The sequence below is a fragment of the Mycobacterium sp. ITM-2016-00316 genome, assembly GCF_002968335.2.
Taxonomy (GTDB): Bacteria; Actinomycetota; Actinomycetes; order Mycobacteriales; family Mycobacteriaceae; genus Mycobacterium.
In genome coordinates, this window is the sequence record NZ_CP134398.1 from 2,597,157 (window position 1) to 2,622,873 (window position 25,717).

Genomic DNA, 25,717 nt, shown 5'->3' on the forward strand with positions numbered 1-25,717 from the left:
CCACAGTGAGTGCCGAGGTCGACCGCCTGCCGGACAGGCCGGGTCCCGATGACCCGGGACCGGGTCGCCGGCTCGGCATCGACGTCGGCACCGTCCGCATCGGGGTAGCTGGGAGCGACCCGGACGGCATTCTGGCCACCCCGCTGGAGACCGTGCAGCGGGACAGATCGGGCCGTCACCTGCGCAGGCTGGTGAGGCTCGCGCACGAGTGGGAAGCGGTCGAGGTCGTCGTAGGCCTGCCGCGCACGCTGGCGAACCGTTCGGGTTCCTCAGCACAGGACGCCGTCGAACTGGCCGATGCCCTGGCGGCCCGGATCGCACCGACACCGGTGCGACTGGCCGACGAGCGGCTGACCACGGTGACCGCCCAGCGGTCGCTGCGCGAAGCTGGGGTACGCGCCAAGAATCAGCGGGCCATGGTCGATCAGGTTGCCGCAGTGGGCATTCTGCAGAACTGGTTGGACCAGCGCCGGTCCGCATTAAGGGTTGTTGATGAGTGATCACTGGAGTCCCGAGCGCAGCGAACCGCAGTCGGTCGGGCCACCGCGCCGCCGGCTCAGTCGCGCCGCCCGGGCGCAGGAACGACGCACCGCACGGCGCCGCCGGGTGTTCTCGGTCGCCGCGCTGGTGACGCTCGTGGTCGTCGTCGTCGGGGTGGTGTTCGTGGGCTCCAAGATGTGGCACGGCCTGTTCGGCGGCACCAGCGATTTCGCCGGCGAAGGCACTGCCGATGTCGTCATCGAGGTGCACAGCGGCGACTCGACCACCGCGATCGGGCAGACGCTGCAGGAACAGAACGTGGTCTCCTCGTCGAAGGCATTCGTCGAGGCCGCCGCCACCAATCCGGCGATCGCGGCGATCCAGCCCGGGTTCTACAAACTGCGCACCGAAATCCCCGCGTCCAGCGCCGTGCAGAAGCTCGCCGATCCGGAGAACCGGGTCGGCCAGATGGTCATCCCCGAGGGCCGCCAGCTCGACGACGTCGCCGACGTCAAGACCAACGCCGTCACCAAGGGCATCCTCTCGCTCATCTCGGACGCCTCCTGCGTCGACCTCGACGGCACCCGGGCGTGTGTTTCAGCCGACGATCTCAGGCTGGCCGCCGGTACCGCCGACCCGGCGGCGCTGTCGGTGCCCGGCTGGGCGAACTCCGGGGTGACCGAGATGGGCAGCGATCACCGCCGGCTGGAGGGCCTGATCGCGCCGGGCAGCTGGAACGTCAATCCGTCGGGTTCGGCCGAGGAGATCCTGGCCAGCCTGATCGGAGCGAGCACCGCCCAGTACGAGGCCAACGGCTTGCTTGCCGCCGCGGAGACCACCCAGATGTCGCCGTACGAGATCCTGATCGTCGCCTCACTGGTGCAGCGCGAGTCCAAGCCGCAGGACTTCTCCAAGGTGGCGCGGGTGATCTTCAACCGGCTCGCCGAGAACCGCAAGCTGGAGTTCGATTCCACGGTGAACTACTCCCTGGACCGCACCGAGATCGCCACCACCGACGGTGATCGTGCCCGGGTGACACCGTGGAACACCTATGCCTCCCTTGGCCTTCCGAAGACGCCGATCTGTTCGCCGGGCCAACCCGCGCTGGCGGCGGCCGAGAATCCGGAGCCGGGGGACTGGCTGTACTTCGTCACCATCGACATGCAGGGCACGACTTTGTTCACCCGCGATTACGAGCAGCACCTGGCGAGCATCGAACTGGCCAGGAACAACGGTGTTCTCGACAGTGCCCGGTAGGCGCGCAGCGGTACTGGGTTCGCCGATCTCACACTCCCGCTCGCCGGACATCCACCTGGCCGCGTACCGGGAACTGGGTCTGACGTCGTGGACCTATGACCGCATCGAGTGCACGGCCGAGCAGCTGCCGGCACTGGTGGCCGGGCTGGGACCGGAATGGGTCGGTCTTTCGGTCACCATGCCCAACAAGTTCGCCGCGCTGGCGGTGGCCTCCGAACGGACGGCCCGCGCCACGCTGGTGGGCTCGGCGAACACCCTGGTGCGCACCGCGACGGGCTGGCGGGCCGACAACACCGATATCGACGGGGTGATCGGCGCCCTGAAGGACCTGGGCGAGCGAAGCGACGGGAAACACACACAGCGGGGTCCCCGTGCCGCGGTGCTCGGCTCGGGCGGTACTGCCCCGGCCGCGGCGGTGGCCCTGGCGGCCCTCGGTGTCACCGACATCGCGGTGCTGGCCCGCAACCCGGAGCGGGCTCAACCGCTGGTCGCGCTGGCCGAACCGCTCGGTGTGGGCATCCGGTGGGTCGAACTCGGCACTCCGGTCGACGTGGACGTCGCGGTCAACACCCTGCCCGTCGACATCGCGGCCGGCTACGCCCACACCATCGAGAACGTGCCGGTGCTGCTGGACGCGATCTACGATCCCTGGCCCACCCCGCTGGCCTCCGCGGTGCAGGCGCGTGGCGGCCGGGTGATCAGCGGGCTGCAGATGCTGCTGCACCAGGCCGTTGCGCAGGTCGAACAATTCACCGGGTTGCCGGCGCCCAAAGAGGTGATGAGGCGGGCACTGCCGGGGTCCTAGCCTTTATCCATGGGGGCTGGCGCAGCCGGGTTGGTTGTCGGATGGCTGATCGCACTGAGCGTGCACGACCTACGACACCGCCGCCTGCCCAACGCGCTGACCCTGCCCGGTGCGGGGCTCGTCCTCGTGGCGGCCGTGTCGGCGGGCCGGGGGATGCCCGCCGTGCTGGGCGCCCTCGCCCTCAGCCTGCTCTATCTGGTGGTCCACCTGATCGGTCCGGCCGCGCTCGGCGCCGGGGATGTGAAGCTCGCGATCGGGCTGGGCGGGCTGACCGGGGCGTTCGGGCCGGAGGTGTGGCTGCTCGGCGCGCTCGGCGCGGTGCTGCTGAGCGCGCTCGCCGGAATCGTCGTAGTGGTGTTGCGGGGCGGATCGACGGTGCCGCACGGCCCGTCGATGTGTGCGGCCAGCGCGGCATCGGTCGCCCTGGCGTGGTGGTAGTCCTACGCTGAGCCATGTCCGTGCGGCCCGCCACCACCGATGACCTGCCGGCCATCGCGGCCATCTATGCCCACTACGTCGTCCACTCCGTGGCCACTTTCGAGATCGACGCCCCCGACGTCGACGAGTGGGCGCGGCGTTTCACCGCCATCGCCGACCGCGATCTGCCCTTCCTGGTCACCGAACGCGACGGCGCGGTCGCCGGATACGGCTACTGCGCGCCGTGGAAGGAACGCCGCGCCTACCGGGCCACCGTCGAGGACTCGGTGTACGTGGCGCCGTGGGCACTGGGCGCGGGCTGCGGTGCCGAACTGCTCACCGCACTGCTGGAGCGCTGCCGGACGATCGGGGTACGCGAGATCATCGCGGTGATCGCCGACTCCGGGGATCCGGCCTCCGCCGGTCTGCACCGTCGGCTGGGATTTCGGGACGCCGGACGGCTGGTCCGGGTCGGTCACAAACACGGTCGCTGGATCGACACGCTGCTGCTGCAATGGAGCGCAGGTTGACGGATTCGGTCGCACAGATGACCGCATGGGAGAATGTCATCCGTGTTGCGATGGACTACCGCAGGTGAATCCCACGGCCGTGCCCTGGTAGCGATGGTCGAAGGCATGGTTGCGGGTTTGTCCGTCACCTCCGACGACATCGCGGTCCAGCTGCAGCGCCGCCGGCTGGGCTACGGCCGCGGTGCGCGGATGAAGTTCGAGAAGGATCAGGTGACCGTGCTGGGCGGCGTGCGCCACGGCCTCACCCTGGGCGGACCGATCGCCATCGAGATCGGCAACACCGAATGGCCCAAGTGGGAGACCGTGATGGCGTCGGACCCGGTGCCCGCCGACCGGCTCGACAGCGACGCCGCCCGTAACGCCCCGCTGACCCGTCCGCGCCCCGGCCACGCCGACTACGCGGGCATGCTCAAGTACGGCTTCGACGACGCCCGTCCGGTGCTGGAACGCGCCAGCGCCCGCGAGACCGCGGCCCGCGTCGCCGCCGGCACCGTGGCCCGGGGCTTCCTGCGGCAGGCACTCGGCGTCGAGGTGATCTCACACGTCGTCTCCATCGGTGCCTCGAAGCCCTACGACGGCCCGCCACCGCAGCCGCAGGACCTGGCCGCCATCGACGACAGCCCGGTGCGTGCCTTCGACAAGGACGCCGAGCAGCTGATGATCGCCGAGATCGAAGCCGCCAAGAAGGACGGTGACACCCTCGGCGGCATCGTCGAGGTCGTGGTCACCGGGCTGCCGATCGGACTGGGCTCCTTCACCAGCGGCGACGACCGCCTCGACAGCCAGCTCGCCGCAGCGGTGATGGGTATCCAGGCCATCAAGGGTGTTGAGATCGGCGACGGGTTCGAGACGGCACGCCGCCGCGGCAGCGTCGCCCATGACGAGATGTACCCGGGCCCGGACGGCATCACCCGTTCCACCAACCGCGCCGGCGGCCTCGAGGGCGGCATGACCAACGGCCAGCCGCTGCGGGTGCGCGCCGCGATGAAGCCGATCTCCACGGTGCCGCGCGCGCTGGCCACCGTCGACATGTCCACCGGCGACGAGGCCGTGGCGATCCATCAGCGCTCCGACGTGTGCGCGGTGCCGGCCGCCGGTGTCGTCGTCGAGACGATGGTGGCCCTGGTGCTGGCGCGCGCCGCGCTGCTCAAGTTCGGTGGTGACTCGCTGGCCGAGACCCGCAGAAACGTCGAGAGCTACCTGGCCTCGGTTGCCGAGCACGAGCCGTCCACGACGGCCTCGGGATAGCTGATGGCTCCCCAAGTGGTACTGGTGGGCATGCCGGGTTCCGGCAAGTCCACCATCGGCCGCCGGTTGGCCAAGGCACTGGGCGTGCCGCTGCTCGACACCGACGCCAAGATCGTGGAGACCACCGGTCGCAGCATCGCCGAGATCTTCACCGACGGTGAGCCGCAGTTCCGTCAGATCGAGGCCGACGTGGTGCGCGCTGCGCTGGACGAACACGAGGGTGTGGTGTCTCTCGGCGGTGGCGCGGTGACCACGCCGGAGGTGCGCGAAGCGCTCAAGGGTCACACCGTGATCTATCTGGAAATCAGCGCCGCAGAAGGTGTTCGGCGCACCACCGGCAGCGCCCGACCGCTGCTCGCCGGCGATGACCCGGCGGCGACGTACCGTGCCCTGATGAAGCAGCGGGAACCGTTGTTCCGCGAGGTCGCCACCATGCGGGTGAACACCAACCGGCGCAATCCCGGCGCGGTGGTACGCCATATCGTCGGCCGGCTGTCCGGGTGTGGCCCTGCCCGGCCGCGGCGGCGGCGCAGGCCCGCCTGGCGGCGTGGTCCCACTGTCCTGAATCCGGCACCCACCACCGAGGCCCCGCCCACTCCGGCGGCGCTGGCCCGACGAGCAGAGGCACGCAATGAGTGAACCCGTGACTGTCGACGTACTGGTCGACCGGCCGTACCCGGTGATCATCGGCACCGGTCTGCTGGCGGACCTCGGCCGCACGCTGGCGGGGCGCCACAAGGTGGCGATCCTGCACCAACCCACCCTGGCCCAGACCGCCGAGGTCATCCGGGAACACCTGGCGGGCAACGGAATCGACGCGCACCGCATCGAGATCCCGGATGCCGAATCCGGTAAGGAACTTCCCGTCGTCGGGTTCATCTGGGAGGTGCTGGGCCGGATCGGCATCGGGCGCAAGGATGCCGTCGTCAGCCTCGGCGGCGGTGCCGCGACCGACGTCGCCGGGTTTGCCGCGGCCACCTGGCTGCGCGGCGTCGACATCGTGCACGTCCCGACCACGCTGCTGGGCATGGTGGACGCCGCTGTCGGCGGCAAGACCGGGATCAATACCGACGCGGGCAAGAACCTGGTCGGCGCCTTCCATCAGCCGCTGGCGGTCCTGGTCGACCTCGCCACCCTGCAGACGTTGCCGCGCAACGAGATCGTGGCCGGGATGGCCGAGATCGTGAAGGCCGGTTTCATCGCCGACCCGGTGATCCTGGACCTCATCGAGGCCGACCCGGAGGCCGCGCTGGACCCGTCGGGATCCGTGCTGCCCGAACTGATCCGCCGTGCCATCGCCGTCAAGGCGGAGGTGGTGGCCGCCGACGAGAAGGAATCGGCGCTGCGCGAGATTCTGAACTATGGACACACCTTGGCCCACGCCATCGAGCGCCGCGAGCGCTACAAGTGGCGTCACGGGGCCGCGGTGTCGGTGGGTCTGGTGTTCGCCGCGGAGTTGGGCCGGCTGGCCGGCCGTCTGGACGACGACACCGCCGACCGGCACGCCCGGGTGCTGGCGGCGCTGGGGCTACCGGTCAGCTATGACGCCGACGCGCTGCCCCAGTTGCTCGAATACATGGCCGGGGACAAGAAGAACCGCTCCGGGGTGCTGCGCTTCGTGGTGCTCGACGGACTGGCCAAGCCGGGCCGCCTCGAAGGGCCGGACCCGACGCTGCTGGCCGCGGCCTACTCCGTGGTGGGAACCCGCTGAATCAGGAGCGCTTGGCTTCCTCTTCCGCGCCGGGCTGCACCGCCGCGAAGACGTCGGTGTCGGCCCGCTCCTCGTCGCCCTCACGGCGACGGACGTACGGCGGCGCCTTGCGGTCGACGCTCCAACGGCCGATGGTCACCGCGATGACCCCGGCCAGGAAGATCAGCAACGCGGTGAACGCCGCGAACGAGGTCAGTTCGCTGATCAGGCCGCCGGTGTAGAGCACCGGGTAGAACAGCCCGATGAACCAGCACACGAGGTCTCCGAGCAGTCCGGCGATCAGGCCGGCAATCAGCCAGACCATCGCGAGATCCTGACGACGGTCCGGGTCGGACTGCGCGTTGGCGTCGGCGCGGCCGTCGAAATAAGCCCACAGGATCGCGGGGATCGCCAGGAACAGACCCAGCGTGGGACTGATCCATCCGGCCTGCGTCGGGAAGGTGTCGACCAGCACTCCCTGGATCAACCGGAGGACAACTACGACCGCCGCGAACACGAGTCCGCGCAGCAACCACTTGCTCATGAGGGGACAGCGTAGCGAGTACCGTCAGCGGCTGTGACGATTTCTCAGCGCCGGGACCGGTTGCGGCGCCGATTGGCGGCCGCCGAACTGGACGCCATGTTGGTAACTGACCTGGTCAACGTCCGATATCTGTCCGGATTCACCGGTTCCAACGCGGCCCTTTTGGTGCGCGCGGACCAGGACACGCCGGTGTTGGCAACCGACGGCCGTTATGTAACGCAGGCCGCTGCGCAGTCACCCGATGCCGAACTGGTCATCGAACGGGCCGTGGGCCCCCATCTGGCGGGCCGTGCGGTCGCCGACGGTGTGCGCCGGCTCGGGTTCGAGAGCCACGTCGTGACCGTCGACGGGTTCGGTCTGCTGGAACGCGCAGGAGCGGGCGTGGAGTTCGTCCGCGCCGCGGGCATGGTCGAACGATTGCGTGAGGTCAAGGACGCCGGAGAGATCGCCATCCTGCGGCTGGCCTGCGAGGCGGCCGACGCGGCACTGCACGATCTGGTGGCCCGCGGTGGCCTGCGCCCCGGCCGCACCGAGAAGGAGGTCGGGCGCGAACTGGAATCGCTGATGCTCGACCATGGCGCCGACGGGGTGTCTTTCGAGACCATCGTGGCCGCCGGCGCCAACTCGGCCATCCCGCATCACCGGCCCACCGAAGCCGTGCTGGCCGACGGCGATTTCGTGAAGATCGATTTCGGTGCCCTGGTCGCGGGCTACCACTCGGACATGACGCGCACCTTCGTGCTGGGCCGCGCCGCGCAGTGGCAGCGCGACCTCTACGAACTGGTCGCAACCGCACAGCGCGCCGGCCGGGAGGCGTTGGTGGCGGGTGCGAACCTCAAGGATGTCGACGGCGCTTCCAGGCAGATCATCGCCGACGCCGGATTCGCGGAGAACTTCGGGCACGGCCTCGGGCACGGGGTCGGATTGCAGATCCACGAAGCGCCGGGTATCGGCGCTTCAGCCGTCGGTACACTGCTTGCTGGCGCTGCGGTCACCGTGGAGCCCGGCGTCTATCTGCCCGGCCGGGGCGGTGTCCGCATCGAGGACACCCTGGTTGTCGGCAGCGAGAGCGCACCTACACCCGAGTTACTCACCCGGTTCCCCAAGGAACTGGCTGTTATCACCTGATCTAGGAGCTGTACAGACCGTGGCATCAACCGCCGACTTCAAGAATGGACTCGTTCTCCAGATCGAAGGCCAGTTGTGGCAGATCACCGAGTTCCAGCACGTCAAGCCCGGCAAGGGCCCGGCCTTCGTGCGCACCAAGCTCAAGAACGTGCTGACCGGCAAGGTCGTCGACAAGACGTTCAACGCCGGGGTCAAGGTGGAGACCGCCACCGTCGACCGTCGTGACGCCACCTACCTGTACCGCGATGGCAGCGACTTCGTCTTCATGGATTCCGAGGACTTCGAGCAGCATCCGCTGTCCGAGGCACTGGTGGGCCGACTCGCCGACTTCCTGCTCGAGGGCATCGGTGTGCAGATCGCCTTCCACGAGGGCGCGCCGCTGTACCTGGAGCTCCCGGTTTCCGTCGAACTTCTGGTCTCCCACACCGAGCCGGGCCTGCAGGGCGACCGCTCCAGCGCGGGCACCAAGCCGGCCACCATGGAGAGCGGCGCCGAGATCCAGGTGCCGCTGTTCATCAACACCGGCGACAAGCTCAAGGTCGACACCCGCGACGGCAACTACCTGGGAAGGGTCAATGCCTGACCGCGGGCGAGCGAAGCGCAGCGGAGCGACGGGATGAGTGACCGTCGTGGTGACCGCGGTCGGCACCAGGCGCGCAAGCGTGCCGTCGACCTGCTGTTCGAGGCCGAGGCGCGCGGGATCACCGCCGCCGAGGCCGCCGACGGCCGCAATGCGCTGTCCCACACCCAGGCCGATATCAATCCGCTGAACCCGTACACCGTGACGGTGGCCCGCGGCGTCACCGAGCAGTCGGCGCATGTCGACGACCTGATCTCCTCGCATCTGCAGGGCTGGATGCTGGAGCGGCTGCCCGCGGTGGACCGCGCCATCCTGCGGGTCGCGGTGTGGGAGCTGTTGCACGCCGAGGATGTGCCGGAGCCGGTGGCCGTCGACGAGGCCGTCGAGCTGGCCAAGGAATTGTCCACCGACGAGTCCCCGGGTTTCGTCAACGGCGTGCTCGGTCAGGTCATGCTGGTGACCCCGCAGATCCGGGCGGCCGCGGCGGCGTTGCGCCCCTCGGAGACCGGGGATTGATGTCCCACTCGATGTAGCGGAGCTTCGGGTGCGAAAGTGCCCGGCTGTCAGTGACTTTCGAGCGGCAGCCGAGTCTCAGAATTTTCTTTGGACTCATTGATCACACCGGTCACTTTTTCGGGTTTCTTGTCGGTGGTCGCACGTATGTTCGAGTCATGATCAGTGATGTGGCCGGCGGCCGGGACGCGGTGCAGCACGCGCTGTCCGACCGCGCCGCATCGGTCAAGGCGCTGCTGGACGCCGATTTCGCGATGTTCGACACCGCCGAACTGCTGGGCCTGCTCTCTGAGCGTGAGCAGCAGGCCCGCGCCGATACCGCGGTCGATCACCGGATCCTGGCCGCCCTGATGGATCGGGCCACCCCGCACGAGATCGGCGGCAAGACCTGGACCGATGTGCTGGCCACCCGCGACCGCCTCAGCGCCACCGAAGCCGCCCGGCGTATCACCGCCGCCCGCGATCTGGGGCCGCGGCACACGATGACCGGCGAAGTGTTGGAGCCGGTGCTGGTGGCGTGCGCGGCCGCGCTGGCCGCCGGCAGGATCACCAGCGGGCACATCGCGATCATCCGGGCCACGCTGAACAAGGCCTCGGCCTATCTGGATGCCACCGCGCGCGGGCAGCTGGAATCCACACTGGTCGATATCGCCGCCACCAATACCCCCGAGACGGTGCAGAAGGCCGCCGATCACGCGCTGGCTCTGATCAACCCCGACGGTGATGGCCCCGACCCGGCACGCCACCGGCGGGGGCTGAGCATCGGTCCCCAGGACGTCGACGGTATGGCCAAAGTGTCGGGTTGGGTGGACGCCGAGTTCGCCGCCTACCTGCGCACCATCCTCGATGTCTGGGCACGCCCCGGGATCAACAACCCCGACGATGAGCAGCCCCAGCACAATCCGGACCCCAACCCACTCGACGAAGACGCTGTCGACACCGACACCGACACCGACACCGAACCCGAGGCCGAGGACGAACCCGAGGACGAAGGCGAGACAGAGGCAGAGGCCGCATCAGCACAGGCCGAACCGGAGGTTGAGCCCGAATCGGAGGTTGAGCCCCAGCCTCAGGCCGAGGTCGAGTTCGAGGTGCCCGAGCCTGAGCAACCCGGGCCCGCCGGCCCACCGGTGAAGTGGGACCCCGACGAATTTCTGCGCGACCCTCGCACTCAGTCCCAACGCAACCACGACGCCATCAAAGCCGTCCTACGCGACACCCTGATGTCGAAAAGGCTCGGCCAACACAACGGCCTACCCGTCACCCTGGTCGTCTCCACCACGCTCAAAGAGTTGGAGGCCGCCGCCGGGATCGCGGTCACCGGATCGGGCACCCTCATGCCGATGCGGGATCTGATCCGGCTGGCCGAACACGCCCACCACTACCTGATCGTCTACCGCCACCACACCGCCGAACCGCTCTACATGGGCCGCTCCAAACGGTTGGCCACCAAAGCCCAACGCCTGCTGCTCTACAACCGGGATCGTGGCTGCACCCGACCCGGCTGCACCCAAGCAGCGTGTCGCTGCCAGGCCCACCACGCCAACCCCAGCTGGAACAACGGCGGACTCACCGACGCACCCGACCTCGGCCTGGGCTGCGGACCCGACAACCAGCTCGCCGAACTGGGCTGGACCAACACCATCGACCCCGTCACCGGCCGCGTGCACTGGCACCCACCACCACTGATGGACACCGGCGGCGACACCCTCAACCACCACTTCCACCCCGAAGAACTCTTCCCACCACCCGATTCCGACGAGGATGGCTGAGCTCTTGATGCATCGAGCTCGGCGGTGACTAGCGGGGGCTGTCGGTCACCGAATGAAGGATGAACCGATCCATCTCGTGCGCAGGCAGATAGGGACTGGACCGCAGGATCACCGTGCGTTGCAGAAATCGCTCGTCGGTCTCGTTGAGCGTGCGGACACCGGTAGCCGGGTCGGTGATGGAGAACCCGTCCACCGAGATGGCGAGGTTGTCGAACGCCGCCTCGGTGCCGGCGTAGCGGCCGGGGTGCGCATTGAGCCGCTCCAGCAGCGCCAGTGGCTCCAGCTCCCGCAGCGCGAATATGTCCATGCCATCGACGAACAGTGGGCGCTGCAATATGGCCGGCATGATCTCGACAAGTCGGTCGGCCCGGTAACTCAGAACGAGGCCGGGGTCGCCACGGGTTTCGGTCACACTGTCAGCGGTAGGGGCGTTGTCCTCGTACGCCGCGATGAAGGCGCGTTTTTCGTCCGCGCTCATCGCTTCGCCGAACGCCTCCAGGGTGTCGCGCAGAATGTCGTCGGGGACACGGTCATTCATTTGCCCGGTAACCGCGCCGTACGTATCGGACAGCGCGTCCACCTGCGCCCCAGGCATGCCGAATTCGAGTTTTCCGAGTCCCTTTCCGGGAAAGACGGTCCAGTCCGCTTCTGCCGCCTGGCGCCCGGGCACTCCTAGACGCCGAGCGCCTGATAGGTGCGCCGGACGAACTTTGGTTGCGCCATCCGCAGTTTGGCCATCGAGGTGTTCCCGGCGACCTGCGCGACGTCGGCGGTCAGGTCCGGATAGTTCTGGATCAGATACAGCACGATGACATCATTTGCCGGGTCGGCCTGCCACCAGGTGCCGAAGGCGCCGGGCCAGCCGAAGGTCCCGAGACCGCCGGGGCCGAAGAACCGTTCGGACTGGGAGGGATCGGTGACCACCGACATGCTCAGGCCGAATCCGCGGCCGATCCAGAACGGCACCCCGAGGAAGTTCTGTTCCTTCTGGTCCGCGGTCAGCCGGTCGGTGCGCATCAACCGCACCGACTCCGGGGACAGCACCCGCACGCCGTCCACCGTGCCTTCACCCAGCAGCATCCGGGCAAACGTCAGGTAATCGTCGGCCGTCGACATCAAACCCGCACCGCCCGCGCAGAATTCGGGCGGCGACAACGCTGGGGGACCCATCACGTCATTTTTCAAGGTCTCGTCCGCACCAAGCCCGTACATGGTGGCCATTCGGCGTCGCTGCGCCAGACTGAGGGCAAAACCGGTGTCGGACATGCCCAGTGGCTCGAAGATGCGCTCGGCGAGCAGTTGGTGCAGCGGCTTGCCCGCAATCCGGGAGATCGCGATACCCAGCACATCGGTGCCGTGGCTGTAGGTGATCCGGGACCCGGGCTGATGCGCCAGCGGCAACTGGGCCAGTTCGGTGAGCCAGCGCTCCTCGTTCTGTCGGAACGACAGCCTCCCGTATGCCTTGGCGAGCGGCCCGGTGATCGAGAACGGGTAGGCGAAGCCGGCGCGATGGGTCATCAGATCGTCGAACGTGATGGGACGGCGCAGGCCGGTGGTGTCGTCCAGCGCGCTGCGCGGCTCGATCAGTACCCGCAGGCCGGCGATCTCGGGCAGCCACCGAGCCACCGGGTCGTCGAGCCCGAACAGTCCCTCTTCGGCCAGTGTCATCGCCGCCGCCACGGTGACCGGTTTGCTCATCGAGGCGATGCGGAAGATCGTGTCACGCTGCATCGGCAGCCGGGCCTCGATATCGCGGTGGCCCAGCTCGTTGACCTGCACCACCTGCCCGGCATGCCAGACCAGGGTGACGGCGCCGGCCAGCAGGCCCCCGTCGATGGCCTCGGAGATGGAGGCGCGATTGTTGTCGAGGTTCACCCTGCTAAAGTAACCGGCAGTTCGACGTCCTTTAACGATCCGTCCCGAGAGGCGGAGAAGGAGGTCCGGGTTTACTCGTGGCTGCCGCAAACCCTGCCGTTCCCGACCGGGAATTGATGTCCGCCGCCGATGTGAGCAGGACGATCTCGCGCATCGCGCACCAGATCATCGAGAAGACCGCGCTCGACGCGCCGGATGCCCCGCGCGTCGTGCTGCTGGGCATCCCCACCCGCGGTGTGACGTTGGCCGCCAGGCTCGCCGAGAAGGTCAAGGAATTCGCCGATGTCACGCTGCCGCACGGCGCGCTGGACATCACGCTCTACCGCGACGACCTGAATTCCAAACCACCGCGGCCGCTGGAGTCGACCTCCATCCCGGCCGGCGGTATCGACGGCGCCCTGGTGATCCTCGTCGACGACGTGCTCTATTCCGGTCGTTCGGTGCGCTCGGCGCTCGATGCGCTGCGTGATATCGGGCGGCCCCGCATCGTGCAGCTGGCGGTGCTGGTCGACCGCGGCCACCGGGAGCTGCCGGTCCGCGCCGACTATGTCGGCAAGAACGTGCCCACGTCGCGCGCCGAGAACGTCAAGGTGCGCCTGCAGGAGCCCGACGGATATGACGGAGTCAAGATCGCGCCCAGAGGGGGGCCCCTGCGGTGATGAGCGCTTGCGCGAAGAACGGACAAACGCGGTGAAACATCTGTTGGCGGCAGCCGACCTGTCGCGCGATGAGGCGGTCGCGCTGCTCGATGACGCCGACCGCTTCCGCGAGGCGCTGCTCGGGCGTGAAGTCAAAAAGCTGCCCACCCTGCGTGGTCGCACCATCATCACCATGTTCTACGAGAACTCCACCCGGACCCGGGTGTCGTTCGAGGTCGCGGGCAAGTGGATGAGTGCCGACGTCATCAACGTCAGCGCTTCGGGCTCCTCGGTAGTCAAGGGCGAATCGCTGCGTGACACCGCGCTGACCCTGCGGGCCGCCGGAGCCGACGCGCTGATCATTCGGCACCCGGCTTCCGGTGCGGCCCAACAACTCTCCGAGTGGACCCGGGAAAGCGGCGGTGGTCCGGGGGCAAGTGGGGGACCGAGCGTCATCAACGCCGGTGACGGCACCCACGAGCACCCCACCCAGGCGCTGCTCGATGCGCTGACGCTGCGCCAGCGTCTCGGCTCCATCGAGGGCAGGCGTGTGGTGATCGTCGGCGATGTGCTGCACAGCCGGGTGGCGCGTTCCAATGTCGAACTGCTCGCCACGCTGGGCGCCGAGGTGGTGCTGGTCGCCCCGCCCACCCTGCTGCCGGTCGGCGTGTCCGGATGGCCGGTGACGGTATCCCACGACCTGGACGCCGAACTGCCCGCCGCCGACGCGGTGCTGATGCTGCGGGTGCAGGCCGAACGGATGAACGGCGGTTTCTTTCCGTCGGCGCGGGAGTACTCGGTGCTCTACGGACTCTCGGAGAAGCGGCAGGCCAAGCTTGCCGAGCACGCGGTGGTGCTGCACCCCGGCCCGATGCTGCGCGGTATGGAGATCGCGTACTCGGTGGCCGATTCATCGCAATCAGCGGTGCTGCAACAGGTTTCCAATGGAGTTCACGTACGGATGGCGGTGCTGTTCCACCTGCTGGTCGGCGCCGGGTCCGGAGAGGTTGCGGTGACGGCATGACGGTCCTGATCAAGGGCGTACGGCTCTACGGTGAAGGCGAACCCGTCGATGTGCGTATCGCCGACGGCCAGATCGCCGAGATCGGCTCCGGTATCGAGTCCGAGAATGCCGAGGTCATCGAGGCGGCCGGTCAGATCCTGCTACCCGGTTTCGTCGATCTGCACACCCACCTTCGCGAACCGGGCCGTGAATACGCCGAGGACATCGAAACCGGCTCGGCGGCAGCCGCGCTCGGCGGCTACACCGCGGTGTTCGCGATGGCCAACACCGACCCGGTCGCCGACAGCCCGGTGGTCACCGACCACGTGTGGCACCGTGGCCAGCAGGTCGGCCTGGTCGACGTGCACCCGGTCGGTGCGGTCACCGTAGGTCTGGAAGGCAAGCAACTCACCGAGATGGGCCTGATGGCCGCCGGCGCCGGGCAGGTCCGGATGTTCTCCGATGACGGCATCTGCGTACACGACCCGCTCATCATGCGGCGCGCGCTGGAGTACGCCAGCGGACTCGGTGTGCTCATCGCGCAGCACGCCGAAGAACCGCGGCTCACCGTCGGTGCCGTCGCTCACGAAGGGCCCAACGCCGCCAAGCTCGGCCTGGCCGGCTGGCCGCGTTCGGCCGAGGAGTCCATTGTCGCGCGCGACGCGATCCTGGCCCGTGATGCCGGTGCCCGGGTACACATCTGCCACGCGTCCACGGCAGGCACTGTCGAGCTGCTCAAATGGGCGAAGGCGCAAGGTATTTCGATCACCGCGGAGGTCACACCGCATCATCTGCTGCTCGACGACGCCCGGCTGAGCAGCTACGACGGCCGCAACCGGGTCAACCCGCCGCTGCGTGAGGCCAGCGATGTCGAGGCGCTGCGGCGTGCGCTCGCCGAGGGTGTCATCGACTGCGTGGCCACCGATCATGCACCGCACGCCGAGCAGGAGAAGTGCTGCGAATTCGCCAACGCGCGTCCGGGCATGCTGGGCCTGGAGACCGCCCTCTCGGTGGTCGTCGCCACCATGGTGAAGCCCGGCCTGCTGACCTGGCGCGATGTCGCGCGGGTGATGAGCGAGGCGCCTGCGGCCATCGTCGGCCTGCCGGATCAGGGCCGCCCGCTGGAGGTGGGGGAGCCGGCCAACCTCACCGTCGTCGACCCCGAAACCACCTGGACGGTCACCGGATCGAAGCTGGCCAGCCGCTCGGACAACACCCCGTTCGAGTCGATGGAACTACCGGCGTCGGTGACGCTGACCTTGTTGCGGGGCAAGATCACCGCGCGTGGCGGAGTGTCCGCGTCGGAGGGCTGGAGCGCAGCGACCCGGGGAAGCAGCACAGCATGAACGACCAGACCCTGATCGGATCGCTTGTGGTGGCGGCCGTCATCGCCCTGCTGATCGGGTTCTTCGTCCGCAGGCTGTTCACCGGCTGGCGCAACCGGATGGCCCGGCAGGCCGAACTGATCGGCAACCTGCCCCCGCTGCCCGACTCGGTCGGGCCGGTGCTGACCGGACCCACCAAGGGGCTCTACGTCGGCAGCACCATCGCCCCGCACTGGAATGACAAGGTCGCCGCGGCGGCACTGGGATTCCGCGCCAAGGCGGTGCTGACCCGGTACCCCGAGGGGATCATGGTCCAGCGCACCGGTATCGGACCGATCTGGATCCCCGACGAGTCCATCGCGGCGGTGCGCAGCGAACGCGCCATCGCGGGCAAGGCGCTCACCCACGACGGCATCCTTGCGATCCGCTGGAAACTGCCGTCGGGCACCGAGATCGACACCGGCTTCCGCGCCGATGACCGCGGTGAAATCAGTAAATGGGTCGCCAGTAATTCAGGCAATGAGGAGGACGTGTGAGCTCACAGGAGCGCGCGCTGTTGGTTCTGGAGGACGGCCGGGTCTTCACCGGCACACCGTTCGGCGCGATCGGTCAGACACTCGGTGAGGCGGTGTTCTCCACCGGGATGTCCGGCTACCAGGAGACGCTGACGGATCCGAGCTATCACGGCCAGATCGTGGTGGCGACGGCGCCGCAGATCGGCAACACCGGATGGAACGGTGAGGACGGTGAGAGCCGCGGCGACAAGATCTGGGTGGCCGGATACGCGGTGCGCGACCCCTCGCCGCGCGCCTCGAACTGGCGCGCCACCGGCACCCTCGACGACGAGCTGGTGCGTCAGGGCGTCGTCGGCATCGCGGGCATCGACACCCGCGCCGTGGTGCGGCATCTGCGCTCCGCGGGTTCGATGAAGGCGGGGGTGTTCTCCGGACCCGCCCTCGCCGATGCCGAGACCCTGGTGCAGCGGGTACGCAGCCAGCCCTCGATGCTCGGGGCCGATCTGGCCGGCCAGGTCAGCACCGACTCTCGCTACACGGTCGAAGCCGAAGGGCAGCACCGTTTCACGGTCGCCGCGATCGACCTCGGCATCAAGACCAACACGCCCCGCAACTTCGCCCGCCGCGGGGTGCGCAGTCACGTGCTGCCCTCGGCGACCACCTTCGACGAGATCAGCGAACTGAAGCCCGACGGGGTGTTCCTGTCCAACGGGCCCGGTGACCCGGCCACCGCCGACCACATCGTGGAGGTCACCCGGCAGGTGCTCGGCGCCGGTATCCCGTTGTTCGGTATCTGCTTCGGCAACCAGATCCTGGGCCGGGCGCTCGGCCGGTCCACCTACAAGATGACCTTCGGGCACCGCGGTATCAACATCCCGGTGATGGATCACGCCACCGGCAATGTCGCCATCACCGCCCAGAACCACGGGTTCGCGCTGGAAGGCGAGGCCGGCGAGGAGTTCGACACCCCGTTCGGCCGCGGCATCGTCAGCCACACCTGCGCCAACGACGGCACCGTGGAGGGCATCAAACTCGTTGACGGACGCGCCTTCTCGGTGCAGTACCACCCAGAGGCCGCCGCCGGCCCGCACGACGCCGAGTATCTGTTCGACCAGTTCATCGACCTTCTGTCCGGGGAGAGCAAGTAATGCCGCGTCGCAGCGATCTCAACCACGTTCTGGTGATCGGGTCCGGCCCGATCGTCATCGGGCAGGCCTGTGAGTTCGACTACTCGGGCACCCAGGCCTGCCGCGTGCTGCGTGCCGAGGGTCTGCAGGTCAGCCTGATCAACTCGAACCCGGCGACCATCATGACCGACCCGGAGTACGCCGATCACACCTACGTCGAGCCCATCACCGCGGCGTTCGTGGAGAAGATCTTCGCCCAGCAGGCCGAGCGCGGGAACAAGATCGATGCCGTGCTGGCCACCCTGGGCGGGCAGACCGCACTCAACACCGCGGTGGCCCTGCACGATCAAGGCATCCTGGAAAAGTACGGCGTCGAGATGATCGGCGCCGATTTCGATGCCATCCAGCGCGGCGAGGACCGGCAGAAGTTCAAGGACATCGTCGCCAAGGTCGGCGGTGAGTCGGCGAAGTCACGGGTCTGCTTCACCATGGACGAGGTCCGCGAGACCGTCGCCGACCTCGGACTGCCCGTCGTGGTTCGCCCTTCGTTCACGATGGGTGGGTTGGGGTCGGGCATGGCCTACTCGACCGAGGATGTCGAGCGGATGGCCGGGGACGGCCTCTCGGCCTCACCCACCGCCAACGTGCTCATCGAGGAATCCATCTACGGCTGGAAGGAATTCGAGCTCGAGCTGATGCGCGACCACCACGACAACGTGGTGGTGGTCTGCTCGATCGAGAACTTCGATCCGATGGGCGTGCACACCGGCGACTCGGTGACCGTGGCCCCGGCGATGACGCTGACCGACCGCGAGTACCAGACCATGCGCGATCTCGGCATCGCCATCCTGCGTGAGGTCGGCGTGGACACCGGTGGCTGCAACATTCAGTTCGCCATCAACCCCAAGGACGGGCGTCTCATCGTCATCGAGATGAACCCGCGGGTGTCGCGCTCGTCGGCGCTGGCGTCCAAGGCGACCGGTTTCCCGATCGCCAAGATCGCCGCCAAGCTGGCCATCGGTTACACCCTGGACGAGATCGTCAACGACATCACCAAGGAGACCCCGGCCTGTTTCGAGCCGACCCTGGACTATGTCGTGGTCAAGGCGCCCCGGTTCGCCTTCGAGAAGTTCCCCGGTGCCGACCCGACGCTGACCACCACGATGAAATCGGTGGGCGAGGCGATGTCGCTGGGCCGCAACTTCATCGAAGCCCTCGGGAAGGTGATGCGCTCGCTGGAAACCAAGCGTGCCGGTTTCTGGACCCAACCCGACCGCGAGGCCACCCTCGAGGAACTGCTGGCCGATCTGCGCATCGCCACCGACGGCCGGATCTACGTGATCGAGCAGGCACTGCGCCTGGGCGGTTCGGTCGAGCAGGTCGCGGCGGCCTCCGGGGTGGATCCCTGGTTCGTCGACCAGATCGCCACCCTGGTGACGCTGCGCGGCGAGCTGGTCGACGCGCCCGTGCTGGACGAGACGCTGCTGCGCCACGCCAAGCACAGCGGGCTGTCCGACGGCCAGATCGCGGCACTGCGGCCGGAACTGGCCGGTGAGACCGGGGTGCGGGCGCTGCGCGAGCGGCTCGGCATCCACCCGGTCTACAAGACCGTGGACACCTGCGCCGCGGAGTTCGAGGCGCGCACGCCGTACCACTACAGCAGCTACGAGCTGGACCCCTCCGCCGAGACCGAGGTCGCCCCGCAGACCGAGCGGCCCAAGGTGCTCATCCTGGGATCCGGGCCCAACCGGATCGGGCAGGGCATCGAGTTCGACTACAGCTGCGTGCACGCCGCGACGACGCTGAGCCAGACCGGCTTCGAGACCATCATGGTCAACTGCAACCCCGAGACGGTGTCCACCGACTACGACACCGCCGACCGGCTGTACTTCGAACCGCTGACCTTCGAGGATGTGCTGGAGGTCTATCACGCCGAACAGGCTTCCGGTGCAGGCGGTCCCGGTGTCGTGGGTGTCATCGTTCAGCTGGGCGGGCAGACCCCGCTGGGGCTGGCCGCGCGGCTGGAGAAGGCCGGTGTGCCGATCGTGGGCACCAAGCCCGAGGCCATCGATCTGGCCGAGGACCGTGGTGAGTTCGGTGAGGTGCTGCGCCGGGCCGGGTTGCCCGCACCCCGGTTCGGCACCGCGACCAGTTTCGACCAGGCGCGCAGGATCGCCGCCGATATCGGTTATCCGGTGCTGGTGCGACCGTCCTATGTGCTCGGCGGACGCGGTATGGAGATCGTCTACGACGAGGAAACCCTGCAGGGGTACATCACCCGGGCCACCGAGCTGTCCCCGGAGCATCCGGTGCTGGTGGACCGGTTCCTCGAGGACGCCATCGAGATCGATGTCGACGCGCTCTGCGACGGAGCCGAGGTCTACATCGGCGGCGTGATGGAACACATCGAGGAGGCCGGTATCCACTCCGGTGATTCGGCATGCGCGCTGCCGCCGGTCACGCTGGGCCGCACCGACATCGAGAAGGTCCGCGAGGCCACCGAGGCGCTGGCGCACGGTATCGGCGTCGTCGGTCTGCTCAATGTGCAGTACGCGCTCAAGGACGATGTGCTCTACGTCCTGGAGGCCAATCCGCGGGCCAGCCGCACCGTGCCGTTCGTCTCGAAGGCGACCGCGATCCCACTGGCCAAGGCGTGCGCGCGGGTCATGCTGGGCGCCACCATCGCCCAGCTGCGTGAGGAGGGCGTACTCGCCGCGCGGGGGGACGGCGCGACGGTGTCCCCGGACGCTCCGATCGCGGTGAAGGAAGCGGTGCTGCCCTTCCACCGGTTCCGCAAGGCCGATGGTTCGCAGGTGGATTCGCTGCTCGGGCCGGAGATGAAGTCCACCGGCGAGGTGATGGGCATCGACCGCGATTTCGGCACCGCCTTCGCCAAGAGCCAGACCGCGGCCTACGGGTCGCTGCCCGCCTCGGGCACGGTGTTCGTCTCGGTGGCCAACCGGGACAAGCGTTCACTGGTGTTCCCGGTCAAGCGCCTGGCCGATCTCGGGTTCCGGGTGCTGGCCACCGAGGGCACCGCGGAGATGCTGCGCCGCAACGGCATTCCCTGTGACGTTGTTCGCAAGAACTTCGAGGAGCCGGGCGAGGGCAGGCCCGCGCGGTCTGCCGTGGACGCCATCCGTTCCGGCGAGGTCGACATGGTGATCAACACCCCGTACGGCAACTCCGGGCCACGTATCGACGGCTACGAGATCCGTTCGGCGGCGGTGTCGATGAACATCCCGTGCGTGACGACGGTGCAGGGCGCCTCGGCTGCGGTGCAGGGCATCGAAGCTGGTATCCGCGGGGATATCGGCGTGCGGTCCCTGCAGGAGTTGCACAGCCAGTTGGGGAACGGCCGGCCGTGACGGGCTTCGGGGCGCGCCTGGCCGACGCCGTCGCAGCCAGGGGGCCGTTGTGCCCCGGTATCGACCCGCATCCCGAACTGCTGTCGTCGTGGGGACTGCCCGTGGATGTCTCGGGGCTGCGCGCGTTCAGCGAGATCTGCGTGCAGGCCTTCGCCGATTTCGCGATCGTCAAGCCGCAGGTGGCCTTCTTCGAGGCCTACGGCTCGGCCGGGTTCGCGGTCCTTGAGCAGACGATCGCGGGGCTGAAGGCCGCCGGCGTGCTGGTGCTCGCCGACGCCAAACGCGGTGATATCGGCTCGACGATGGCCGCCTATGCCCAGGCCTGGGTGGGGGAGTCGCCGCTGGCCGCCGATGCGGTCACTGCCTCGCCGTACCTGGGCTTCGAATCGTTGCGACCGCTGCTGGACGTCGCCGCGGCACATGGGCACGGAGTCTTCGTGCTGGCGGCGACATCGAATCCCGAGGGCGCGAGCGTGCAGCGCGCCACCGCGGACGGGCGCACCGTTGCGCAGTCCATCGTCGACGCCGCGGGCGCCGAGAACCGTTCCACGGCAACCGGTTCAGTGGGAGTGGTGATCGGGGCGACCCTGGAGGTGCTGCCGGACCTGGGTGCGCTCGACGGCCCGGTGCTGGCGCCCGGGGTGGGCGCGCAGGGCGGGCGTGCCGAGGATCTGGGCAGGCTCGGCGCCCGGGTGCTGCCCGCGGTGTCGCGCGAGATCCTGCGGGCGGGACCGGATGTCGGTGCGCTGCGGGCCGCCGCGGCGACGCTGCGCGACCAGGTCGCCTACCTGGCCTGACGCACCAGGCGCAGCACCAGGAACGTCGCGGTCGCCACCACGGCCAGGATCAGCAGCGCGCCGGTGAGGTCACCGTGCTCACGGGTGCGGTAGATGACCTGCTGATAGGTCGTGTCGCTGTCGGCCCGGGTGAACACGTAGTCGTGCTCGATCCGTGCGGGCCGGCCGATGACGTCGGTCCAACTCGTCAGGAAGGTGCCGGCCGCCAGGTAGGGCGCGAGCGCGTCGGGCGCCGTCTGCTCGTCTAGTCGCCCGGCGTAGAGCAATCTCGGCTCGGTGCCGGCGACCGGCACGGTGCTCGGATCCATCCGGTGCTGGGCCAGCACCGACAGCTCCACCGACTGCGGCACGGTGGCCGCCCGCGACAACAGCATCGGGTAGACCACCGTGTCGGAGGCGAAGGACAGCCGCAGCGGCTGCAGCGTGCCGGCCAACGCGCCGCTGCCGCCCGGTGCGAGCTGGATGGCCACGATCTCCCAGCCCCGCTCCACATAGGGCGCCAGGTTGTCATCGAGAGTGGCGGGCCGGGGGAACCCGTGGTCACCCAGCCACGCCGCCAGGGCCGCCGTGCTGTCACCGGCCAGCCGGGTCACCTCGAACGGGCCGATGCGTTGGGTGGCCAGCACACTGACCCCGCCCGGCGGGCGTCCGCCCACACCCTCCGGTGCGCCGGCGGAGCCGTGGGTCAGCCACGTGAAGGTCGGCCACCAGCTGTCGCGGTACTCGATGCGCGGCGCGGTCAGCGCGGCGAGATCGTCGAACACCGCATTGTCACCCAGGGTCACCCGGGCCGCCGACGGCACCGGCATCACCCAGGCGGCGCGCTCCGAGCTACCGCTGACGCCGAAGGACATCAGGATGTCCTCGGTGCTGCCGTCCCAGGCGATCAGCGCCCGCTCGTCGACGACGGTCGCGCCGGCCCGGTCGGGGATGTACGCCCCGCACCCGCAGGCCCCGGCGGGAGCGGCCAGGCTCATCACGGCGCCGGTCAGCAGCAGCGCGAGGACCGCGCCGAACGCCCGGATCACCGCAGACATCCGCGGCATCTTACTCCTCAGTAGCGAATCTTTGTTTAGCTGACCTAGGCGTACGTGGGGACCGGTCCGCGGCCCGGTGCGGGTACGGCCGACGACACGCCCGACACGCCATGACCAGCGAAAATTTCTCATTCGACCGCCAGGATTCGGGATTCAGCGAACTTGCGGCGAGTCGGCGGAAACACCCGCCGACCTGCTGGAGTGCTGAAAACCCTTGATATGCAGGGAGATCAGAAATCCAGGTGGCGCGCTCGTGGCGGACACGCCGAAAACGGGCATTGCGTGTGCATGCCGTACACGCTGGCCTTTTGGCGCCGTAACCCGGGGGTGGGGTTAGCTTTCGTCAGGATGCGTGGGTACGGTCGTCGTCGCTGGCTGGTTACGTGATCCAGCCGTAATGAAACAACAGATGGCAAGAGACGGAGGAACCCCGTGGCCCTTCCCCAGTTGACCGACGAACAGCGCGCGGCAGCGTTGGAGAAGGCTGCTGCCGCACGTCGAGCGCGAGCCGAGCTCAAAGATCGGCTGAAGCGTGGCGGCACCAACCTCAAGCAGGTACTGAAGGACGCCGAGTCCGATGAGGTCTTGGGCAAGATGAAGGTCTCCGCACTTCTGGAGGCCCTGCCCAAGGTCGGCAAGGTCAAGGCGCAGGAGATCATGACCGAACTGGAGATCGCTCCGACCCGCCGCCTGCGCGGCCTCGGCGATCGTCAGCGCAAGGCACTCCTGGAGAAGTTCGACTTCACCGCCGACTAAAACGCAGTACAGACAAGTGAAGCCTGGTGGTGGGCCGGACAAGGCTGCAGTGGTGGTCCTGTCCGGCCCGTCCGCCGTCGGGAAGTCCACAGTGGTGCGCTGTCTGCGCGACCGGATTCCCGACCTGCATTTCAGCGTGTCCGCGACGACACGTGCGCCGCGACCCGGTGAGGTCGACGGCGTGGACTACACCTTCGTCTCCGCCGAGCAGTTCCAGCGGATGATCGACCAGGGTGAACTCCTCGAATGGGCCGATATCCACGGCGGTCTGCACCGCTCGGGCACCCCGGCAGCACCCGTGCGCTCCGCCACCCGGCAAGGCGTCCCGGTACTGATCGAGGTCGACCTGGCCGGCGCCCGCGCCGTGAAAGCCGCCATGCCCGAGGTCACGACGGTGTTCCTCGCCCCGCCCAGTTGGGCGGTGCTGGAGGAGCGACTGATCGGCCGCGGGACCGAGAGCCCGGAGGTACAGGCCCGGCGACTGAGCACCGCGCGCGAGGAAATGGCCGCCCAAGGCGACTTCGATGTCGTGGTGGTCAACACTCAATTGGAGTCGGCGTGCGCAGAATTGGTATCCTTGCTGGTGGCCCGTTAGCCGGTTCGATCCGACAGCCGCCTCAACCTCATCAACAGCAACATCTCTAACACCGAATCTTGATTACAGCCTTGGGAGAATTTTGTGAGCACGCCTGTCGAGAACCTTGACGCCGCCAACGCCTACGACACGCCGCTGGGCATCACCAACCCGCCCATCGATGAGTTGCTCGACCGCGCATCCAGCAAGTATGCGCTGGTCATCTACGCCGCCAAGCGGGCACGCCAGATCAACGATTACTACAACCAGCTCGGCGACGGCATCCTGGAGTACGTCGGCCCGCTCGTCGAGCCGGGGCTGCAGGAGAAGCCGTTGTCGATCGCGATGCGCGAGATCCACGCCGATCTGCTTGAGCATTCCGAGGGCGATCACTCAGCCTGACCTGTGAGGCTCGCGGCCGAAGGGCGGATATGACCGACCGGAAACGCATCATCGTCGGTGTCGCCGGGGGCATCGCCGCCTACAAGGCGTGCACGGTCGTCCGTCAACTCACCGAGGCGGGCCATGAGGTTCGGGTGATCCCGACCGAATCGGCGCTGAAGTTCGTCGGCGCCGCGACCTTCGAAGCGCTGTCCGGGCACCGGGTGCAGACCGGCGTGTTCGAGAACGTCGACGAGGTGCCTCATGTCCGGCTCGGCCAGCAGGCCGATCTGGTCGTGGTGGCACCGGCGACCGCGGACCTGCTGGCGCGTGCCGTCGCCGGCCGCGCAGATGATCTGCTCACCGCGACCCTGCTGACCGCCCGCTGTCCGGTGCTGTTCGCACCCGCCATGCACACCGAGATGTGGTTCCACCCGGCCACCGTCGAGAACGTGGCCACGCTGCGGCGTCGCGGTGCGGTCGTGCTGGAACCGGCGTCCGGACGTCTCACCGGCGCCGACACCGGTCCGGGCCGGCTACCCGAGGCCGAGGAGATCACCACCCTGGCCCGACTGCTGCTGGAGCGCGGCGATGCGCTGCCCTATGACATGGCCGGCGTCAAGGTCCTGGTCACCGCGGGCGGCACCCGCGAACCGCTCGACCCGGTGCGCTTCATCGGCAACCGGAGTTCGGGCAAGCAGGGCTATGCGGTCGCGCGGGTGATGGCCCAGCGCGGGGCCGAGGTCACCCTCATCGCCGGAAACACCGCCGGGCTCATCGACCCGGCCGGGGTGAACGTGGTGCACATCGGCTCGGCCGCTCAACTCGGCGACGCGGTGTCCAAACACGCGCCCGAGGCCCATGTCCTGGTGATGGCCGCCGCCGTCGCAGATTTCCGGCCCGCACAGGTGGCCACCGCCAAGATCAAGAAGAGCGCCGACGAGACGGACGCGCCGTCGGTTGAACTCGTCCGCAATGACGATGTACTGGCCGGCGCCGTCCGCGCCCGTGTCGACGGTCAGCTGCCCAACATGCGGGCCATCGTCGGTTTCGCCGCCGAGACCGGCGATGCCAACGGTGACGTGTTGTTCCACGCCAGGGCCAAGTTGAAGCGCAAGGGCTGCGAGCTGCTGGTGGTCAATGCCGTCGGTGAGGGCAGGGCGTTCGAGGTCGATCACAATGACGGTTGGATACTGGCCGCCGACGGCACCGAGACCGCACTGGAGCACGGTTCGAAGACTTTGATGGCCAGCCGTATCGTGGACGCGATCGGGGCACTCCTGCAGGGGTGACACCGCGTGCGGGTAACTGTTGCGTCATGGGCGTTTACACGGTTGGCTGCCAATGAGCACAATGA

At 68.3% G+C, this 25,717-nt stretch carries 27 protein-coding genes; 23 read left to right on the forward strand and 4 right to left on the reverse strand.

Annotation, left to right across the window (positions count from 1 at the left end):
- Positions 1 to 5: 5 nt before the first annotated feature.
- From ruvX to aroB, 8 genes are read left to right on the forward strand one after another with little or no spacing between them, the layout of a single operon-like run.
- Positions 6 to 500, forward strand: a complete 495-nt coding sequence (gene ruvX, locus C6A86_RS12565) for a Holliday junction resolvase RuvX (protein WP_105366171.1) — start codon at positions 6 to 8, stop codon at positions 498 to 500.
- Positions 493 to 1,737, forward strand: a complete 1,245-nt coding sequence (gene mltG / locus C6A86_RS12570) for an endolytic transglycosylase MltG (RefSeq protein ID WP_105366170.1) — start codon at positions 493 to 495, stop codon at positions 1,735 to 1,737. The genes ruvX and mltG overlap by 8 nt, the downstream gene beginning before the upstream one ends.
- Complete coding sequence (locus tag C6A86_RS12575) at positions 1,715 to 2,542, forward strand: shikimate dehydrogenase (RefSeq protein ID WP_233213261.1); 828 nt, start codon at positions 1,715 to 1,717, stop codon at positions 2,540 to 2,542. Before mltG ends, C6A86_RS12575 begins: the two co-directional genes overlap by 23 nt.
- Positions 2,543 to 2,551: 9 nt before the next feature.
- Complete coding sequence (locus tag C6A86_RS12580) at positions 2,552 to 2,980, forward strand: A24 family peptidase (protein ID WP_105366168.1); 429 nt, start codon at positions 2,552 to 2,554, stop codon at positions 2,978 to 2,980.
- 14 nt (positions 2,981 to 2,994) lie between these two features.
- Positions 2,995 to 3,489: a GNAT family N-acetyltransferase gene (locus C6A86_RS12585; protein ID WP_105366167.1), complete on the forward strand. Its 495-nt coding sequence runs from the start codon at positions 2,995 to 2,997 to the stop codon at positions 3,487 to 3,489.
- Between the two features lie 42 nt (positions 3,490 to 3,531).
- Positions 3,532 to 4,737: a chorismate synthase gene (gene aroC / locus C6A86_RS12590; RefSeq protein ID WP_105366222.1), complete on the forward strand. Its 1,206-nt coding sequence runs from the start codon at positions 3,532 to 3,534 to the stop codon at positions 4,735 to 4,737.
- 3 nt (positions 4,738 to 4,740) lie between these two features.
- Positions 4,741 to 5,376: a shikimate kinase gene (locus C6A86_RS12595; RefSeq protein WP_105366166.1), complete on the forward strand. Its 636-nt coding sequence runs from the start codon at positions 4,741 to 4,743 to the stop codon at positions 5,374 to 5,376.
- A complete protein-coding gene (aroB, locus tag C6A86_RS12600; RefSeq protein WP_199196431.1) occupies positions 5,369 to 6,448 on the forward strand; it encodes a 3-dehydroquinate synthase in 1,080 nt (359 codons plus the stop codon). Before C6A86_RS12595 ends, aroB begins: the two co-directional genes overlap by 8 nt.
- 1 nt (position 6,449) lies before the next feature.
- Here aroB and C6A86_RS12605 read toward each other — a convergent pair whose 3' ends face one another.
- A complete protein-coding gene (locus C6A86_RS12605) occupies positions 6,450 to 6,971 on the reverse strand; it encodes a B-4DMT family transporter (protein WP_105366165.1) in 522 nt (173 codons plus the stop codon).
- A 33-nt stretch (positions 6,972 to 7,004) separates the two neighbouring features.
- Between C6A86_RS12605 and C6A86_RS12610 the strand changes: the two genes are divergently transcribed.
- From C6A86_RS12610 to C6A86_RS12625, 4 genes are all read left to right on the forward strand, one after another.
- Positions 7,005 to 8,099, forward strand: coding sequence for a Xaa-Pro peptidase family protein (locus C6A86_RS12610; protein WP_105366164.1), 1,095 nt, complete (start codon positions 7,005 to 7,007; stop codon positions 8,097 to 8,099).
- Between the two features lie 19 nt (positions 8,100 to 8,118).
- A complete protein-coding gene (efp, locus tag C6A86_RS12615; RefSeq protein ID WP_105366163.1) occupies positions 8,119 to 8,682 on the forward strand; it encodes an elongation factor P in 564 nt (187 codons plus the stop codon).
- A gap of 33 nt (positions 8,683 to 8,715) precedes the next feature.
- Entirely contained in the window at positions 8,716 to 9,195 is a 480-nt protein-coding gene (nusB, locus tag C6A86_RS12620; protein WP_105366162.1) for a transcription antitermination factor NusB, read from the forward strand.
- A 155-nt stretch (positions 9,196 to 9,350) separates the two neighbouring features.
- Entirely contained in the window at positions 9,351 to 10,964 is a 1,614-nt protein-coding gene (locus C6A86_RS12625) for a DUF222 domain-containing protein (protein WP_311101158.1), read from the forward strand.
- Between the two features lie 28 nt (positions 10,965 to 10,992).
- Here C6A86_RS12625 and C6A86_RS12630 read toward each other — a convergent pair whose 3' ends face one another.
- Both C6A86_RS12630 and C6A86_RS12635 read right to left on the reverse strand, forming a co-directional pair.
- Positions 10,993 to 11,634, reverse strand: a complete 642-nt coding sequence (locus C6A86_RS12630; protein WP_105361701.1) for a hypothetical protein — start codon at positions 11,632 to 11,634, stop codon at positions 10,993 to 10,995.
- Between the two features lie 2 nt (positions 11,635 to 11,636).
- Entirely contained in the window at positions 11,637 to 12,839 is a 1,203-nt protein-coding gene (locus C6A86_RS12635) for a serine hydrolase (protein WP_105361702.1), read from the reverse strand.
- A 116-nt stretch (positions 12,840 to 12,955) separates the two neighbouring features.
- Here C6A86_RS12635 and pyrR point away from each other — a divergent pair, with 116 nt between their 5' ends.
- Genes pyrR through pyrF form a run of 7 tightly spaced genes read left to right on the forward strand, consistent with a single transcriptional unit; the run spans position 12,956 to position 21,612 of the window.
- Positions 12,956 to 13,498, forward strand: a complete 543-nt coding sequence (gene pyrR, locus C6A86_RS12640; RefSeq protein ID WP_233212853.1) for a bifunctional pyr operon transcriptional regulator/uracil phosphoribosyltransferase PyrR — start codon at positions 12,956 to 12,958, stop codon at positions 13,496 to 13,498.
- 31 nt (positions 13,499 to 13,529) lie between these two features.
- Positions 13,530 to 14,501 carry an aspartate carbamoyltransferase catalytic subunit gene (locus C6A86_RS12645; RefSeq protein WP_105361704.1) on the forward strand — a complete coding sequence of 324 codons (972 nt, stop codon included), beginning with the start codon at positions 13,530 to 13,532 and terminating at the stop codon, positions 14,499 to 14,501.
- Positions 14,498 to 15,826, forward strand: coding sequence for a dihydroorotase (locus tag C6A86_RS12650; protein WP_105361705.1), 1,329 nt, complete (start codon positions 14,498 to 14,500; stop codon positions 15,824 to 15,826). Before C6A86_RS12645 ends, C6A86_RS12650 begins: the two co-directional genes overlap by 4 nt.
- Positions 15,823 to 16,341 carry a transporter gene (locus tag C6A86_RS12655; RefSeq protein WP_105361706.1) on the forward strand — a complete coding sequence of 173 codons (519 nt, stop codon included), beginning with the start codon at positions 15,823 to 15,825 and terminating at the stop codon, positions 16,339 to 16,341. The genes C6A86_RS12650 and C6A86_RS12655 overlap by 4 nt, the downstream gene beginning before the upstream one ends.
- On the forward strand, positions 16,338 to 17,468 hold the full coding sequence (carA, locus tag C6A86_RS12660; RefSeq protein WP_105361707.1) for a glutamine-hydrolyzing carbamoyl-phosphate synthase small subunit: 1,131 nt from the start codon (positions 16,338 to 16,340) through the stop codon (positions 17,466 to 17,468). Before C6A86_RS12655 ends, carA begins: the two co-directional genes overlap by 4 nt.
- The gene (carB, locus tag C6A86_RS12665) at positions 17,468 to 20,815 is read left to right on the forward strand and encodes a carbamoyl-phosphate synthase large subunit (RefSeq protein ID WP_311101160.1); all 3,348 of its coding nucleotides are present in this window, start codon (positions 17,468 to 17,470) and stop codon (positions 20,813 to 20,815) included. Before carA ends, carB begins: the two co-directional genes overlap by 1 nt.
- The gene (gene pyrF / locus C6A86_RS12670) at positions 20,812 to 21,612 is read left to right on the forward strand and encodes an orotidine-5'-phosphate decarboxylase (RefSeq protein ID WP_311101161.1); all 801 of its coding nucleotides are present in this window, start codon (positions 20,812 to 20,814) and stop codon (positions 21,610 to 21,612) included. The genes carB and pyrF overlap by 4 nt, the downstream gene beginning before the upstream one ends.
- Here the strand turns inward: pyrF and C6A86_RS12675 are convergent.
- Positions 21,600 to 22,649, reverse strand: coding sequence for a DUF2330 domain-containing protein (locus C6A86_RS12675; RefSeq protein WP_105362368.1), 1,050 nt, complete (start codon positions 22,647 to 22,649; stop codon positions 21,600 to 21,602). The two genes, pyrF and C6A86_RS12675, sit on opposite strands and share 13 nt — an antisense overlap.
- Before the next feature lie 432 nt (positions 22,650 to 23,081).
- On the opposite strand from C6A86_RS12675, the gene mihF reads away from it, so the two are divergent.
- From mihF to coaBC, 4 genes are all read left to right on the forward strand, one after another.
- Entirely contained in the window at positions 23,082 to 23,405 is a 324-nt protein-coding gene (gene mihF, locus C6A86_RS12680; RefSeq protein WP_057165041.1) for an integration host factor, actinobacterial type, read from the forward strand.
- 16 nt (positions 23,406 to 23,421) lie between these two features.
- Positions 23,422 to 24,000 carry a guanylate kinase gene (gmk, locus tag C6A86_RS12685; protein WP_105362367.1) on the forward strand — a complete coding sequence of 193 codons (579 nt, stop codon included), beginning with the start codon at positions 23,422 to 23,424 and terminating at the stop codon, positions 23,998 to 24,000.
- Between the two features lie 84 nt (positions 24,001 to 24,084).
- Positions 24,085 to 24,381 carry a DNA-directed RNA polymerase subunit omega gene (gene rpoZ / locus C6A86_RS12690; RefSeq protein WP_105362366.1) on the forward strand — a complete coding sequence of 99 codons (297 nt, stop codon included), beginning with the start codon at positions 24,085 to 24,087 and terminating at the stop codon, positions 24,379 to 24,381.
- Positions 24,382 to 24,410: 29 nt separating this feature from the next.
- A complete protein-coding gene (coaBC, locus tag C6A86_RS12695) occupies positions 24,411 to 25,652 on the forward strand; it encodes a bifunctional phosphopantothenoylcysteine decarboxylase/phosphopantothenate--cysteine ligase CoaBC (RefSeq protein WP_105362365.1) in 1,242 nt (413 codons plus the stop codon).
- The last annotated feature ends 65 nt before the right edge of the window (positions 25,653 to 25,717 follow it).

What these genes read in the sequence shown, in the direction of transcription:
- mltG (WP_105366170.1), top strand. Translation starts at nt 493, where the DNA reads ATGAGTGATCACTGGAGTCCCGAGCGCAGCGAACCGCAGTCGGTCGGG.
- C6A86_RS12580 (WP_105366168.1), top strand. Translation starts at nt 2,552, where the DNA reads ATGGGGGCTGGCGCAGCCGGGTTGGTTGTCGGATGGCTGATCGCACTG.
- C6A86_RS12585 (WP_105366167.1), top strand. Translation starts at nt 2,995, where the DNA reads ATGTCCGTGCGGCCCGCCACCACCGATGACCTGCCGGCCATCGCGGCC.
- C6A86_RS12595 (WP_105366166.1), top strand. Translation starts at nt 4,741, where the DNA reads ATGGCTCCCCAAGTGGTACTGGTGGGCATGCCGGGTTCCGGCAAGTCC.
- aroB (WP_199196431.1), top strand. Translation starts at nt 5,369, where the DNA reads ATGAGTGAACCCGTGACTGTCGACGTACTGGTCGACCGGCCGTACCCG.
- C6A86_RS12605 (WP_105366165.1), bottom strand. Translation starts at nt 6,971, where the DNA reads ATGAGCAAGTGGTTGCTGCGCGGACTCGTGTTCGCGGCGGTCGTAGTT.
- nusB (WP_105366162.1), top strand. Translation starts at nt 8,716, where the DNA reads ATGAGTGACCGTCGTGGTGACCGCGGTCGGCACCAGGCGCGCAAGCGT.
- C6A86_RS12625 (WP_311101158.1), top strand. Translation starts at nt 9,351, where the DNA reads ATGATCAGTGATGTGGCCGGCGGCCGGGACGCGGTGCAGCACGCGCTG.
- pyrR (WP_233212853.1), top strand. Translation starts at nt 12,956, where the DNA reads ATGTCCGCCGCCGATGTGAGCAGGACGATCTCGCGCATCGCGCACCAG.
- C6A86_RS12650 (WP_105361705.1), top strand. Translation starts at nt 14,498, where the DNA reads ATGACGGTCCTGATCAAGGGCGTACGGCTCTACGGTGAAGGCGAACCC.
- C6A86_RS12655 (WP_105361706.1), top strand. Translation starts at nt 15,823, where the DNA reads ATGAACGACCAGACCCTGATCGGATCGCTTGTGGTGGCGGCCGTCATC.
- carB (WP_311101160.1), top strand. Translation starts at nt 17,468, where the DNA reads ATGCCGCGTCGCAGCGATCTCAACCACGTTCTGGTGATCGGGTCCGGC.
- C6A86_RS12675 (WP_105362368.1), bottom strand. Translation starts at nt 22,649, where the DNA reads ATGTCTGCGGTGATCCGGGCGTTCGGCGCGGTCCTCGCGCTGCTGCTG.
- coaBC (WP_105362365.1), top strand. Translation starts at nt 24,411, where the DNA reads ATGACCGACCGGAAACGCATCATCGTCGGTGTCGCCGGGGGCATCGCC.